14 protein-coding genes and 1 pseudogene are annotated in these 13,785 nt (G+C 58.9%); 7 read left to right on the forward strand and 8 right to left on the reverse strand.

The window, feature by feature from the left end:
* Positions 1-24 precede the first annotated feature (24 nt).
* On the reverse strand, positions 25-696 hold the full coding sequence (npdG, locus tag U5919_RS05710) for an NADPH-dependent F420 reductase (protein WP_336022750.1): 672 nt from the start codon (positions 694-696) through the stop codon (positions 25-27).
* A 148-nt stretch (positions 697-844) separates the two neighbouring features.
* Here npdG and U5919_RS05715 point away from each other — a divergent pair, with 148 nt between their 5' ends.
* The 7 genes from U5919_RS05715 (at position 845) to U5919_RS15785 (ending at position 6,908) form a co-directional block, all read left to right on the forward strand.
* A complete protein-coding gene (locus tag U5919_RS05715) occupies positions 845-1,867 on the forward strand; it encodes a 5,10-methylenetetrahydromethanopterin reductase (RefSeq protein ID WP_336022752.1) in 1,023 nt (340 codons plus the stop codon).
* Complete coding sequence (locus U5919_RS05720; protein ID WP_336022753.1) at positions 1,860-2,516, forward strand: DUF447 domain-containing protein; 657 nt, start codon at positions 1,860-1,862, stop codon at positions 2,514-2,516. Before U5919_RS05715 ends, U5919_RS05720 begins: the two co-directional genes overlap by 8 nt.
* 14 nt (positions 2,517-2,530) lie before the next feature.
* Entirely contained in the window at positions 2,531-3,547 is a 1,017-nt protein-coding gene (locus tag U5919_RS05725) for a beta-ribofuranosylaminobenzene 5'-phosphate synthase family protein (RefSeq protein ID WP_336022754.1), read from the forward strand.
* Between the two features lie 24 nt (positions 3,548-3,571).
* Entirely contained in the window at positions 3,572-4,573 is a 1,002-nt protein-coding gene (locus U5919_RS05730; RefSeq protein WP_336022755.1) for a 5-methyltetrahydropteroyltriglutamate--homocysteine methyltransferase, read from the forward strand.
* Positions 4,570-5,661: a methionine synthase gene (locus U5919_RS05735; RefSeq protein WP_336022757.1), complete on the forward strand. Its 1,092-nt coding sequence runs from the start codon at positions 4,570-4,572 to the stop codon at positions 5,659-5,661. The genes U5919_RS05730 and U5919_RS05735 overlap by 4 nt, the downstream gene beginning before the upstream one ends.
* An 868-nt stretch (positions 5,662-6,529) precedes the next feature.
* Positions 6,530-6,691, forward strand: a complete 162-nt coding sequence (locus tag U5919_RS15780) for a BtpA/SgcQ family protein (protein ID WP_345786341.1) — start codon at positions 6,530-6,532, stop codon at positions 6,689-6,691.
* 16 nt (positions 6,692-6,707) lie between these two features.
* Entirely contained in the window at positions 6,708-6,908 is a 201-nt protein-coding gene (locus tag U5919_RS15785) for a BtpA/SgcQ family protein (RefSeq protein ID WP_345786326.1), read from the forward strand.
* On the opposite strand, the pseudogene U5919_RS15885 reads toward U5919_RS15785, so the two are convergent.
* From U5919_RS15885 to U5919_RS05775, 7 genes and pseudogenes are all read right to left on the reverse strand, one after another.
* Positions 6,871-7,014: pseudogene (locus U5919_RS15885) on the reverse strand (PfkB family carbohydrate kinase); the annotation flags it as partial. The gene U5919_RS15785 and the pseudogene U5919_RS15885 overlap by 38 nt on opposite strands.
* A gap of 2 nt (positions 7,015-7,016) precedes the next feature.
* Complete coding sequence (locus U5919_RS05745; RefSeq protein WP_336023899.1) at positions 7,017-7,178, reverse strand: hypothetical protein; 162 nt, start codon at positions 7,176-7,178, stop codon at positions 7,017-7,019.
* 200 nt (positions 7,179-7,378) lie between these two features.
* Positions 7,379-7,873, reverse strand: coding sequence for a DUF7970 domain-containing protein (locus U5919_RS05750; RefSeq protein ID WP_336022758.1), 495 nt, complete (start codon positions 7,871-7,873; stop codon positions 7,379-7,381).
* On the reverse strand, positions 7,870-8,865 hold the full coding sequence (locus U5919_RS05755; protein WP_336022760.1) for a ParA family protein: 996 nt from the start codon (positions 8,863-8,865) through the stop codon (positions 7,870-7,872). The genes U5919_RS05750 and U5919_RS05755 overlap by 4 nt, the downstream gene beginning before the upstream one ends.
* 952 nt (positions 8,866-9,817) lie before the next feature.
* Positions 9,818-10,783, reverse strand: a complete 966-nt coding sequence (locus tag U5919_RS05765) for a D-2-hydroxyacid dehydrogenase (RefSeq protein WP_336022761.1) — start codon at positions 10,781-10,783, stop codon at positions 9,818-9,820.
* A 161-nt stretch (positions 10,784-10,944) separates the two neighbouring features.
* Entirely contained in the window at positions 10,945-12,087 is a 1,143-nt protein-coding gene (gene dgoD, locus U5919_RS05770) for a galactonate dehydratase (RefSeq protein ID WP_336022762.1), read from the reverse strand.
* A 170-nt stretch (positions 12,088-12,257) separates the two neighbouring features.
* Entirely contained in the window at positions 12,258-13,514 is a 1,257-nt protein-coding gene (locus U5919_RS05775; RefSeq protein WP_336022763.1) for an MFS transporter, read from the reverse strand.
* Positions 13,515-13,785 lie beyond the last annotated feature (271 nt).

Consider the following 13,785-nt stretch of genomic DNA (forward strand, 5'->3'; position numbering starts at 1 on the left):
CGTGCGACTACGTCGGAGAGGCTCTCACGTGAACCGGACGCCGACGTCGTGCATATCGTCGTTGTTCAGCGCGAGATTGATCAGAAGCGGCGTGATCGACTCGACTTCGACGGCGTTCGAAATCGGCCCCGCGAAGACCGCTCGCAGTCCCTCGATACTCGCTACCACCGCTGCGACGGTTTCGGCTGCCGCCTCGTCGTCGGCAACGATGGCGGTGTCGATACCTAACTCCGTGTCGAGTGCTGCGAGCCGCTTTGCGGGCAGATTGTGGAAGGAACCCACCACCGAGACGTTCGCGGGGACGGCCTCCGCGACATCCGCCGTTATGCTGTTTCCCACATCCGTTCTCTCGAAGTGAAACCCGTCGCCGTCCCGGTGCATCTTCACGGCCGGACTGACCACTATCGTCTCCTCGTCTAATGCCTCTCTCACCGTGTCGATCGTATCGACGACGTATTCCGGTGGCACCGCGAGCACGACCAGATCGGCGTCTTCGGTCGCCACTGGGTTAGAACCGCCCTCGATCGTCGCGCGCTCTCCGGATTCGTCAAGTCGTTCGAGGTAGTCTTCGGCGCATCGACGTGCCTTTTCCGGATCCCGTGACCCGATGACGAGTTCGTGACCCGTGTCTCGACCCAAGCGCAAGGCGAGCCCTTCACCGACAGCTCCAGTACCGCCTAAGAGTGCAATTCGCATATCCGTACCTTCCTATTACCCATATTAAACGTTGCGGATTTAATGATTCTTTATTGTCATAAAACCGCGACGAACCGCACCATGTCACCACAACATTCAAACCCCTCCACGAAGTCATTCCGATTAGAGCATAATCGAATCGAATATAATGAGTATAAATAATAAAACCTCGTTTGAGTGGGGAATCGAACTTACGCCCGACGTACCGCCGAGTGATGTCGCCCAGTTGGGGAAGACCGTCGAATCATCCGGGTTCGATGTCGTATTCGGCTCGTGTCACTACAACAACCGCGATCCCTTCATCGCGCTCGATCGCCTCGCCGACGCGACCGACGAGATACGACTCGGGCCGGGGGTAGTGAACCCTTACGACGTCCACCCGGTACGATTGGCGTCGCTGGTGGCAACGCTCTCGGAGGCCAGCGACGGGCGCACGGTGTTGGGACTGGGAGCGGGCGACCCCTCCACCTTGCGGAATCTCGGCCTTGAATGGGACCGGCCGCTCACCCGGGTTCACGAAACGATGCGCGTTCACCGACAGCTCTGGGCGGGTGAGCGTGTCGACCACGACGGAACCTTTCAGGTCAACGATGCGGGCTTGAACTACGAGGCGGACCAAGTCCCCGTGTTTGTCGGCGCGCAGGGACCGCGGATGATCCAGATGGCGGCGAAGAACGCCGATGGCGTGCTGGTGAACGCCTCGCATCCCGACGACTACGCTTGGGCGGCAAAGCAGGTGAGTTCCGGTCTCGGTTCCCGGGCGGACTCCCGCGAGGCGTTCACGTTCGCCGCCTTCGCGAGTGTCAGCGTCGACACGGACGCGTCCGCGGCAAGGAACGCCGCACGCCCGCCGGTCGCGTTCATCGCCGCCGGTGCCCCCGAGGAGGTCGTAGAGCGTCACGGACTCGACGCCGATCGCACCGAGGAGATCGGTGCGGCCATCTCTGCGGGGGAGTTCGATCTGGCCTACGAACTGGTGACGGCGAATATGCTCGATGCCTTCTGTATCGCCGGCACGCCGTCATCGGTGGCGGATCGGATCGCGTCCATTCGCGAGTACACCGACGCCTTCGTCGCGGCGTCGCCGCTGGGACCGGACAGGCACGCGGCCGTTGAGCTCCTTGGGGAGGTTCGCGAACGGCTGTCGACACGGGGTTCGACGGATGACTGACGGTCAGTGGCCGGTGGACCTCGTCGGCGTCGTCGAGAGCGTGGCCTCGACACGCGATCCGAACGGTAACTGGAGCGTCGCCGCGCTCGGCTTACACGCAGGCGACGACCACGATCTGACCGATCCGGTTCGTGTGCGGACGTGGGGACGGACTAGGACGCGCGAAAACTTCGAACGCCGGGGGAGTGGCTACGTCCAGTTCGTTCGTGACCCGGTCGTCTTCGTTGAGGCGGCCCTCGACGCGGTCGAGACCGCCGACCCGGTTCTGGAAGCTGCAACGGCGTGGGCCGAAGTCGACGCGACGCGTATTGAAACGGGCGAATCCGGTGGCACGCAGTGGGTGGATTGGCGACTCCGTCCGAAACGAGCCGCCGTCATTCAGCGTCGCGTGCCGACGACGACGCGCTCGCTCGGTGCGGTCGTGGAACTGGCCGTCGCGGGGTCGCGCTTGGGCGTTGCCGAGTACGACGACGGTCGGCTTCGCGACAGGATGGCGTTTTTCGCCGATGTCGCCGACAAGTGTGGCGGTCCGAGACATCGGGAGGCCGTCGCACTCGTCGCGTCACTCACCGACTGGAGCCCCCCGCAGCGTCCGGACGTGGACCGCGAGGCGGAGACCGAGTCCGAAACGGCGCGCGTCGACAGATAGCGAGGAACGGACAAATGGCTGCTCGGATTACCGGCTGTGCTCGACTCCACTTCGGGTTCCGGAACCTCTCTCCGAAGCGCGACCGGCTCTTCGGCGGACTCGGTGTTACGCTGGAACGCCCGCGAGTCGTCGTCGAAGCCGACCCCGCGGCTGGAGTGCTGTGCACCGGGGCGGCGTCAGTCGACGACGAGACCGTCGCGGCCGCGACGAGATACGCTAGGCGGGCCGTTTCGCTCCTCGACGTCGACGGGGCGCGGGTGACCGTCGAGCGGTCCCTGCCGAGACACGTCGGCCTGGGATCGGGGACCCAACTGGCGCTCAGCACGCTCACGGCGATCGCGCGTGCCCACGGTCGAGACCCGGCGATCCGGGAGAACGCGGGCCGGTTGGGGCGCGGGAGACGGAGCGGCGTCGGCATCGCCGCGTTCGAGGCCGGCGGCTTTGTCCTTGATCGCGGGATCCCCACCGAGGCCTACCCCGTAGATAGCGCGGCCGGGGACGACCCCACCGCCCCTCCACTCGCTACTCGAAAAGCGATTCCCGAGGAGTGGCGGTTTCTGCTCGTCCTGCCGGACGTTTCGCCCGGAAAGAGCGGTGACGGCGAAGACACGTGTATGCGCACGGTCGTTCGCCGGGCGAATCCCTCGATAGCCGATCGTATCGACGCCACGGTTACGCAGCGAGTGTTGCCCGCGCTGGTGGACGAAGACGTCGCGAACTTCGGCAGGGCCGTGACGACTGTCGATCGCCTCAACGGCCTGTGGTACGCCGACGAACAGGGGGACACCTACCGTCCCCCAGTCGGCAGTATCGTCGATGAAGTGACCGACTCTCCGGCGGTGTTCGGAGCCGGTCAGTCCTCGTGGGGGCCGGCGGTGTACGGGGTCACAACCGCCGGGCGCGCCGCTGCCGCGCGCGAGGCCGGCGTCCGTGCGCTCTCGCGGGCTGGGATCTCCGGGACGGTGACGATCGTCGCTGGCCGGAATCGCGGCTCAATTACTAGCAAGAATAAAATAAACAGAAAGAATTAAAATAATGCATACTGACGTCAAAATATGTCGCACTTAGCCGCGACGGTAGGACTGTATCCGCTTCCCGACTGGGCGAAAGACGACCTCTCGGAACTGAAGGGACACCAGAAAGAGGACCTCCTCAGCGGTACCGAGGGGGCGGCAGTGGCCAAGACGTACGACCGGGCGCGAGCGGAGGTGATCGAGAGGCAGGTGGACGCTGGTCTCGATCGGATCGTCGAGGGCCAACTCCGCTGGGACGACATGCTGGGTCATCCGTTCGCCGTTCACGACGCGGTAGAGACCGGCGGCATCGTCCGGTACTACGACAACAACAACTTCCATCGCGAGTTGGCCGTGACCGGTGAACTGACCTTCGACGGTACGCTCGCGGAGGAACTCGACGCAGTGACGTCACGCGCGGACGGAACACCGATTCAGGCGGTCTTACCGGGACCGTACTCCCTGATCGACCTCGCCGTCGACGAGTACTACGGCGACGACCGGGAGTTCCTCGCGGGGACAGCCGAGTTCCTCGCTGCGGAGGGCGGAGCGTTTCCCGAGGTCGAGACGGTGTTCGTCCTAGAGCCGTCGCTGGCGGTGAATCCACCCACGGGCGAGGAATCGACCGTCGACGTCGACGACGTGATCGACGCCCTCTCGAAGGTCGCCGAGGCGTTTGAGGCGGAGGTCGTCGTCCACACCTACTGGGACGCGCTGTCGGAAGACGTTTACACGGCGGCGCTGGACGCCGCCGTCGATGGGCTCGGCTTTGACCTCGTCAACGCCGAACCGGAGGTCCAGTCGATCATTTCGGAACACGGAACGCCCGATACGGTCGCACTGGGCGTCGCCGATGGACAGAACACCCGGGTTGAATCGCTGCGAGAGATCGATGACCGCGTCTCGCGGTTCGAGGAGGTCGCGAGCCCCGAGACGATCTACCTCACGCCGAACACGGAACTGTTCTATCTCCCGGTCACGAGTGCCGAGGCGAAACTCGACGTGCTCGGTCGAGCGGCGAGCGTGTCGGAGGTGACGGTATGAGCGACCGCGATCGGTTCCGACCCGCCGAGCATCCGAACGACCACTTCCTGTTGACGACCGTCGTCGGCAGCTATCCGAAGCCGGCGTGGCTCGAAAACGAGTACGACCGGGTTGTGGACGCCGACGAGGACGTCGAGCGGCCGGCGGAAGCGACTGACGACGCGAGCGACGGCTTCACGGAGGCGCTGGACGACGCCGCCCGCCTCATCACTCGGGAACACGAGCGTGCGGGCTTGGATGTCGTCGTCGACGGGGAGGTACGCCGTACCGAGATGGTCGAGTACTTTGCGGACAGGATCGACGGGTACGAATTCAACGGGCCGGTGAAGGTGTGGGGACACAACTACTTCCACAAGCCCAGCGTGACCGACCGCGTTTCGTACGATGACTCGTGGTTGCGCGAGGAGTTCGAGTTCACCAGTTTCGTCGCGAGCGGTGCAGTGAAAGTCCCGATCACCGGCCCGTACACGCTCGCGAACTGGGCCTTCGACGAGCACTACGGGGACAGCGAAGAACTCGCGTACGACCTCGCAGACCTCGTGAACGAGGAGATACACGCGCTCGTCGAGGCGGGCGCGCGCTACGTACAGATCGACGAACCGGCGCTGGCGACGACGCCTGATGACCACGCCATCGTGGGCGCGTGTCTCGACCGGATCGCTGCGGACATCCCTGACGACGTCAGACTCGGCATCCACGTCTGCTACGGTGACTACTCGCGCATCTACCCCGAAATCCTCGAGTACCCCGTGGACGAAGTTGACGTGGAACTGGCCAATACGGACTACAACCAACTCGACGTGTTCACCGAACCGGAGTTCACCAAGGACTTCGCACTCGGCGTGGTCGACGCCCACGACACCACCGTCGAATCCGTCGAAGAGATCAAGCGCAACATCGAGCGTGGATTGGAGGTCGTGCCACCGGAGCGGCTCACGGTCAGTCCCGATTGCGGATTGAAACTACTACCGCGTGAGGTCGCCTACCGGAAGATGGAGAACCTCGTGCAGGCGGCACGGGAGGTCGAGGCTGAACTCGACGCCGGCGAAGTCAGGGCGACCAAGATCGCAACGGCGAGGAGTGACTGACCCCCATCGGCACCAGTTCGAACCGGTTCCGGTACCAGTTACGAGGACCCGTACCCATCGGTGCCGACTGTCCCACCGGTCTCGCTCGGACACACTCCGAACCGGCGTGACTGTCTCCCCGCGACGGCCGTTCCGTAGTCGTCCGTGTGCGGCCACATAGTAACGAACGTACTTTTGTTATTCCCGGAGATGCCGGGCCGGACAGAACTGGCGTGATGAATAGGTTCAGCACGGGAACTCGACTGCTTCACCGTCCTGTCGAACGAGGAGGAGAGATTGCACACGCGATAGGATTTCCCCCGACTACTATCGATATTCATCGTATTTTATATTATCGCCGACTAGATCACCGATCGACATACTGACTGAATTCTCGACAGAGGGAATAAAGCAATTAATCGCGCTTTCCGTGATGAATACGTCAATCAATACGGTGAAACTATCTCGAAAAATAAATATAATATATACTTTACTAACTTGAAAATATCAGTAAAACAGGTGTAAAGACTCGGCCCAAATTGATTCTTGGGGTAAGCACCGGGACCTCCATCGCCGAATCACGACGGAGTACGGTATCTGTATGATTAAGTCGCTGCGACGGTCACACACCCATATCGACGTCTTCAGCACGGAGACACCGATTCTTGGGATGATTCACTTGCCGCCGCTCCCGGGTTCACCGGGTTTCGGAGGGGACCGAACCGAACTCCGCGAGTGATTACTCCGGATGCAGAAGCGCTCGAATCCGGAGTGCCGATGGGATTCTGCTCGAAAGTTTCGGTGACGCGCCCTTCTGTCCGGACCGAGTCCCGCGTCAGTCGTTGCCGATGTCGCGGCACTTGCGGCCACGCTCTGTGATGCGGCCTCGATCCCGTTCGGCGCTCACCTCCTCAGGAATGACGTCCAGAGTGCACTGGGAATCGCCGCCGCAACGGGTGGCGAATTCGTCCGCGTGAACGTCCACACCGGGGCTCGCCTCACGATTAGGGCCTCATCGAAGGACGGCGCACGAGACGGTACGCCTCCGTGAGAAACTCGATGCCAACGTGGTTATTCTTGCGGACATCGACGTGAAACAATCCGCGCCGCTTACCGAACGGTCCCACGCGGAAGTGGTGAGCGAACTCGTCGAACGAGGCAGGGCCGACGCAGTCGTCGTAAGCGGGGCCGGCACGGGCGAGGCCGTCGATACCACCGTCCTTGAGCGAGTGGGAGACACCCACGCGCGCCGACAGCAGTACAGTTGACCGCGGCCGTTGCAGCGGCAAAGATACCCGCTTCACGCGCCGAATAGTCATCGAGTAGCCACGTCCGGATGAGGCCCGCTGTGAAGGTGTCACCGGCTCCGGTTGTGATTAAATTGGGGTGATGCGAGTGAAGCCGTCGTCGAGTGCTTGGGCGTCCTCGGACAGCAGTGTCACGACGAGGTAGTCCGCATAATCTGCGAAGTACTCCACCAACGCAGCGGTTCTGTCGGGGTCGATGGCTTCCAGCGAGTCCAACAGTATGAACGGCACCGTCTCGTACGGTGTGGAGGCGGTGGGCGACACGACGGATGGAGTCGCCGCTCTTGATGGCTTCAGTGGTCCTAAGATCAACCGAGGCAAGACACAATCATCAGTTACCAAGCCTCTACGACGTTATAATCAGTATTTCGTTGTATGGATTCCACACTCGGAGGTTCATTCTGAAATCGAAAATCGATATCAACTCCCTCTCACCCGAGCGTACCGAACCCCTCGTCCCGCATCAAGTCAGCAACCTGTTTGGGATTGTGAAATGCTGCGAGCAGGGCGAACTCTCGGGCATCTGTTTTTGAGATTTCGTTCGTTCCGAGGTGCTCGGCCAGTTCACTCCTGAATTTGCCTTCCTGCTCGGCCACCTTGTCGCGAACGTGGATTTCAAGACGTGTGTCGCGTTCGTCGCCAACATTATTCCGCCGGACGAAGTACGGGTATTTCTCCGCTTCGGAGGTGGGGGCTGTTGTCGCTGTTTGTGTCTGTCCCCCCGGTTTGGATTCCTTCGAGCTACTAGTCGTTTCTGTAGGCTGGTTTTCTGCGGAGGCTGCTCGGGCCGTTCCTGATTCTGTCGACTTTGCAGTGTTCCTCTCGTCTTGAGTCTTTGTGGATTCAGTGGCCGATTTGCTTTTCTCGTCCTTCTCATCATCTCCACCGAAATTGAGATTTCCGGAGCCGGATTTGAAGTTGCTCATATGGTTGTCGCCTCCGTTGTCTCGTCACTTCGAAGATTGATTGTCTTCGTCTCGTGGTCCTGAATATCGAGTTCCAGCACTGGATCGACATTCGCATCGAACGTATCGGTGGCAATGAACCACGCGAGTTCGTACAACTTCTGCAGCGTCTCGATTTCTCGGTTTCGTATCCGTCGCTGACCGGGTTCGCTCACCATCGTACCGTCCTTCTCGAAGGTTTTCCACCGTTCTTCGACGACCTTGAACGCGGACCCTCTGGCTTCCCACATTGCGTCCATTAGGCTTTCCCGGTTTCCAATAGTGACAGGCGTGGCGAATGCGTCCGTGTTCTCAAACTGTTGCTGATACTGCTGGTGAGCATTCGTTTGGCCAACTCCTGATGGAACGACGCAGGACAGGCCGATTTCGATATCTAATTGGTTTTCCATATTCCCGACAAGTTCTTCGAGCCCCTCCAAGCTCAGATTTCCTTTCCCAGCCGGTTTGACAGGCGCGACAAGCGTTCGGAGGGCGAAAATCGCATTATACAGCAAGTCCTCCGCCCGGGCGTTTGGATCGATGAGGACGGCATCGTATTTATCCTGCAGTTTCTGCTTATTCCAGAGGAGTTCGTACAGAAGTTCGAACCGAGGATACTCTTCGCGGCTTATATTTTGCATCCCCGTCTCATAGGCGATCTTCTGCTCGAGGTTCGACGTAAAGTCACCGAGCATATCGTGACTTGGAGTAATGTCGACGCCTTCTGCTGTTGTCTCAATCAACTCGTGAAAGTCTCCATCAGGCATATCGAGAATGTGTTTGACTAGATTGTCGGCGTCTGGATCGCTACGGTGTTCACCGACGTCAAAGAGGCTCGTTAGATTCCCCTCCTGTGGATCAAGATCCAGTACGAGTGTATTGAGTCCCATCCGCTCAAGCGCAACTGCGAGGTTGGCCGTCATCGTCGTCTTGTACGTTCCCCCTGATTCCGAGTAGACTACGGCCGTGATCATACGCTCGGTGTTTCTATCTCCTATCGCATAAATCTGTGCCAGACGTTAGTTCAGAATATCTGTACTAAATGTCTGTAACGTCTATCTGTATTTTATTTCTGTAATATCTGTAGTGCTGTGATTTTGTGGAAAGATACTGTTTGCCACAGATCTTTATCATCTATATCTGTAACACGTATCTGTAATAGCTTTCTGGGGGGGTAGCTACACCAGCCTCCCCATCGACAGCTATTACCGAAGCTTTTTACAGACTATCGGAACAGGTATCTGTAGCAGTTTTACGGCATAGGAAGCTGGTACAGACCGTTGGGAAAAACTGAAGCCCCGTATAGACGCACCCTTATGATCCATATCGATCGCGATTGATTCAACTTGGCAATTGAATCAATGAATATTGTTACCCTACGCCTCGATGTCATCGGACCACGGTCTGCCACACCGATCTCGAGAACAATTGCATTACAATATGACCGCGGGGTTTGTACCTATGTGGAGTCCATCCGAGAGTTCGGATACGTTGCCGCGGCCCGATATCTAGATAACTCGAAGAGCAAATCCGGCAAGCATACCAGCACATCGAGGCCGCTGAGCGGGCCGATATGGCGACTGAAGCACTCTCAAAAACAGACCAACGGGTGAAAACGATTCACCCTAATGAGACAACGTCTGAGTAATTACAGTTGTCACTTTCGAATATTATACCATACGACCGCCGTACTTCTGGCCGATGGCGCTCAACACCTCCAAACCGCGCTAGCCGGATCTGGGCTCCGATTTCAAATTGAACAAAATGGAAATAGGCATACCACCGGACAAATTTTTTAAGAATTAAAACGCCGAAGCACTCGTTCTCAAATTTTTTCAGCCACATTGAGATCAAGCGGATGAAAGTTGATTCAAGAATTTACTGTCTGGCTCAATGCTCCTAACTAAACACTACCGTCGTCGGGACTCAGCAGTGGATCCTGTTTCGGAACGCCTCGGGAGCCTCCCCCGCATCTAGGTGGCGGATGTTTTCAGCGACGATTTCAGCGAGTCGGATCCACAGCTTCGGGCTGTATCCGGAGGTGTGGGGGGTAATCGTCACGTTATCGAACCGCCAGAGGGGGTGTTTCTGCGGGAGTGGCTCGGGATCTGTCACGTCGAGCGCCGCGCCATTGACCCAGTTTTTCCGTACTGCCTCGACCAGTGCTTTGGTATCCACTATCGGTCCCCGGCCGACGTTCACGAGGTACGCGTGGTTCGGGAGCGACTTGAACGCCTGCCGGTCGACGAGTCCACGGGTCGTCTCCGTAAGCGGCGAGGCGATTACGAGGTGGTCGGTCTCGACGAGTGCCTGATGGAACGCTCGATCGTTGAACCCAATCACTTCATCGGTCGGACCTCCTTTTTTCGGAGTGTATCTGACGCCGATCGTCTCCACCCCGAAGGCTGACACGCGCTGCGTGATTGCCCTTCCGATCGACCCGAGGCCGACGATGGTGACGGTACTCCCGTAGAGCTCATTCGACTGATAGTGTTGCCAGACCCGACGTTTCTGCTGGTCTCGAGCGACCTCCAAACTGCGGACGAATCCAAGGATGTACGCCAGAACTTGTTCGGCGATGTTTGGGGCGTGAACCCCGGATCCGGTCGTGACCGTGACCCCTGCATCGGATAACGCCTCTAGGGGCAGATGGTCGTATCCTGACGCTAGGCCGGCGAACAACTCCAGTTCACCTGCACGTCGCAGGAGTTCTCGATCGATGGATACCCCCGAAATGGCGCGTGCCTGTGGTGCAAGCTCTTGTCTATCCTCCGGCGTTTGTGCTATCCTGATCTCGTGGTTCGGTAATCGCTCCCGAAGGGATTCCGCATAAGGACCCACCGAGAGTCCGTGAATCCCGTCCCGGAGAATAAGAACGTCGATTTTAGGCATTTCTGTGTTAGCCTCATCTTATATTTCCGATAAAGGATCATAGTGTTTTCTTTGAGTAATCTATGGCTTGGAACCATATCATTGCCGTATTCTTCCGTTGGCGGTGACTTGGTAGCTGCGTATGGCCTCACCGGAACGGGCGATAATATATAATAAAATAGTTACTGATCAACTACTGAACCATCCTCGTGAAGCCGTGTCGGCTTCTGCCGATCCGACCTTGTTCGGCTTTCGACCGCCGAACCATTCAGCTCAACGCCGATTCCGGGACGATCGGGAATGATGAGGAAACCATCTTCGCAGGTGATTGGGTCCTTAATGAGACGCTCATTTTCGTCGCCCTCTTCTCCGGTGTACATATACTCTTGTATGGCAAAATTCGGGATCACCGCGGCCAGTTGCAGACTCGCAGCGAGGCCGATTGGGCTCAGCGGGGTGTGCGGAACGACGTCGACGTACCGGGCTTCCGCAAGCGCAGCGACCTTCACTGCCTGTGTTATTCCGCCGACCAGACAGACGTCTGGACGAATGTAGTCGACAGCGTCACGGGACAGCAGCATCTCGAATTCGTGTATCGTCTGCAGTCGCTCCCCGGTTGCAATTGGAAGGTTGATTTTCCGCGCGATACGCGCCATCGCGTCGAAGTTATCCGGGCGAGTGGGATCCTCATAGAACATCGGCGTGAATTCCTCGAGTTTCCTGCCAAGAACGATCGCTTCGGCGGGATCGAGCCGCCGGTGGATCTCGAGGCAGAGGTCGACTGTGGGTCCCACGACTTCCCGAAGCATCCCAACGCGCTCGACGGCGGCAGTGATACGCTGGGAATGCGTCTCAAAGTACGGTTCACTCCGATCGTGGTCAGTGAGCGGATTCAGATGGCCGATCGCAGTGAACCCTTCGTCGACCATCCGCTCTGCGCCCGCCACGAGTTCTTCAGTCGTCTCGCCGAGCACCCAAGGGTACGCTCGCGCCTTCGTCCGCGTCGGTCCCCCTAGGAGTTCGTACACGGGGACATTGTTGTACTTCCCCGCGATATCCCACAGGGCGATATCTATCGCACTAAGCGCCGCAGTGACGACCGCTCCGCGGAAATGCGCGTTTCGGTACAGTGCTTGGAAGTGGTGCCGGATCCTCAGAGGATCTGTCCCGAGGAGCTGTCGCTCGAACCCGGCGATGGCCCTCGTTGTCGCCTCGGGGTGTGCCCACGCACCTGCCTCGCCGAGGCCCGTGGTACCTGCATCCGTGTGTATTCGAACGAAAAGGTACGGACCCACCCGTATCGGCTCGACCTCAGTGATCTTCATCGTGTCTGATACTCCTCTACCAGAAAAAAATGTACCGTCGAAGATCGGACATCCGCTCCGTTCCTTGGCATATTTTCGCATCTCTATCGGTTCCAAGTTGGCTTCTGTGATCTATGACCACCGAAGGGGCTCCCCCATATTGATCCAGCCCGACGATCTGCCCACTGGAATCAGTCCGCTTCGACGTCCGAGGCCGGCAGTAGCATCGTAGTCACCAATACACACAGGACAATTCCCACCATCCCCGCACAGAGGAGGTACTCCATAGCGTAGCCGACCCGTTCGGCTACCGGGAGCGCCACCAGCGGACCGAGCGTCATCCCGAGATCACCGAACATATTGTACACTCCGCCCAGTTTTCCCGTGTCGCCCGCCGGGCTGAGGTCACCCAGTAAGGCCAACAGCGGTGGACTGGTACCGCCAATACCGATGCCGATCACGGCCAAGCCCGTGAGGGTCCCTTCCAGAGTTGGTATAGCACTCAATATGACGAAACCTGCCGTGATCGCGGCCAACGACGGGACCGTGATGTACAGTCGATTCCGTACCCGGTCCGAGAGGCTGCCGGTCACGGCGGTCGTGGTACTGGAAAAGATGACGCTGAACCCCATAATGACTCCGCTGACACCGATAGCAGAAAACTCTCCGATCGTGATCTCGTTGACCGTCGCGAAAACAACGATCGTCGACAGCAGCACGCCGTGAAACAGGAATCGAACGGTGAAGTTTATTGATCCAATCATAAAGATCCGCGAATCCGATAGGACAATCCCCGGAACGTCCCGGAATCGCGTGGGTTGGGTAAACGACGGGGATACGTCCGGGAGCACGACGGCGCTCACGCCCGCCGCCAACAATCCCAGCGTGCCGGCGATGCCGAAGGCCACCTCGTACCCGTACAGATCGGTGAGGATCCCCCCAGCGATAAGTCCGCTTGGAAACCCCAAGCTCTGTCCACCGCGGAAGTATCCGATCCATTTCCCGCGGTTGTTATCGGAGGTGACGTGGACGACTGTGCTAAATGCGCCGACAAAGACGAACGCCGAACCCAGTCCCCAGACGATTCTTGCAGCGATGAAGATTGATGCTGGTCCGAACAGAGGTATCATATCTGCGTGCAAGCCGACGATGTACCCGAACGGCGGAACCCCTTGGAAGATGAACCCGACAATCATCGGCTTGCGAGTTCCCACCTTGTCGATGTAGCCTCCGGCGGGCGTGTTCATCAGTAGGCGCGTAAACCGATTTATCGATAGGATGACTCCGACCAATAGCGGTGACAGGCCGAGTACCGTCCCCAGCGTCGGGAGAGTCGGGAACGCCACGCCGCCACCGACACCACCGAAGAAGACGCCGGCAACCAGACTTCCGACCACGGTCGGCATATGGAACTCCGACTCAGACCCATCGGAATCTCGCGAGCTCATCGTTCCTTCTGACGGTTTTTCGTCAGTTTGCATATCTCTGATATGAGGCTGGAATCTCCGATTTCACTCTTGCCGAAGCCGATTTCCTATTAGACGGCACGCCTTGGAACGGTAATCTTTGGACAGAACGAGTCGCGTGGAGCGTGCTGGCATCACCGATAGTCGAACCCGCAATATTCGTGGTTTAGACTTGGAGCCGATATCGTGGGAGAGGTATGTCGATGCAGGGTACCGAATGGTGTCGCTCGTGGGGGCGGTCCTCCGTTCTCGA

It is taken from the genome of Halobellus sp. LT62 (assembly GCF_037031285.1).
GTDB lineage: Archaea > Halobacteriota > Halobacteria > Halobacteriales > Haloferacaceae > Haloquadratum > Haloquadratum salinisoli.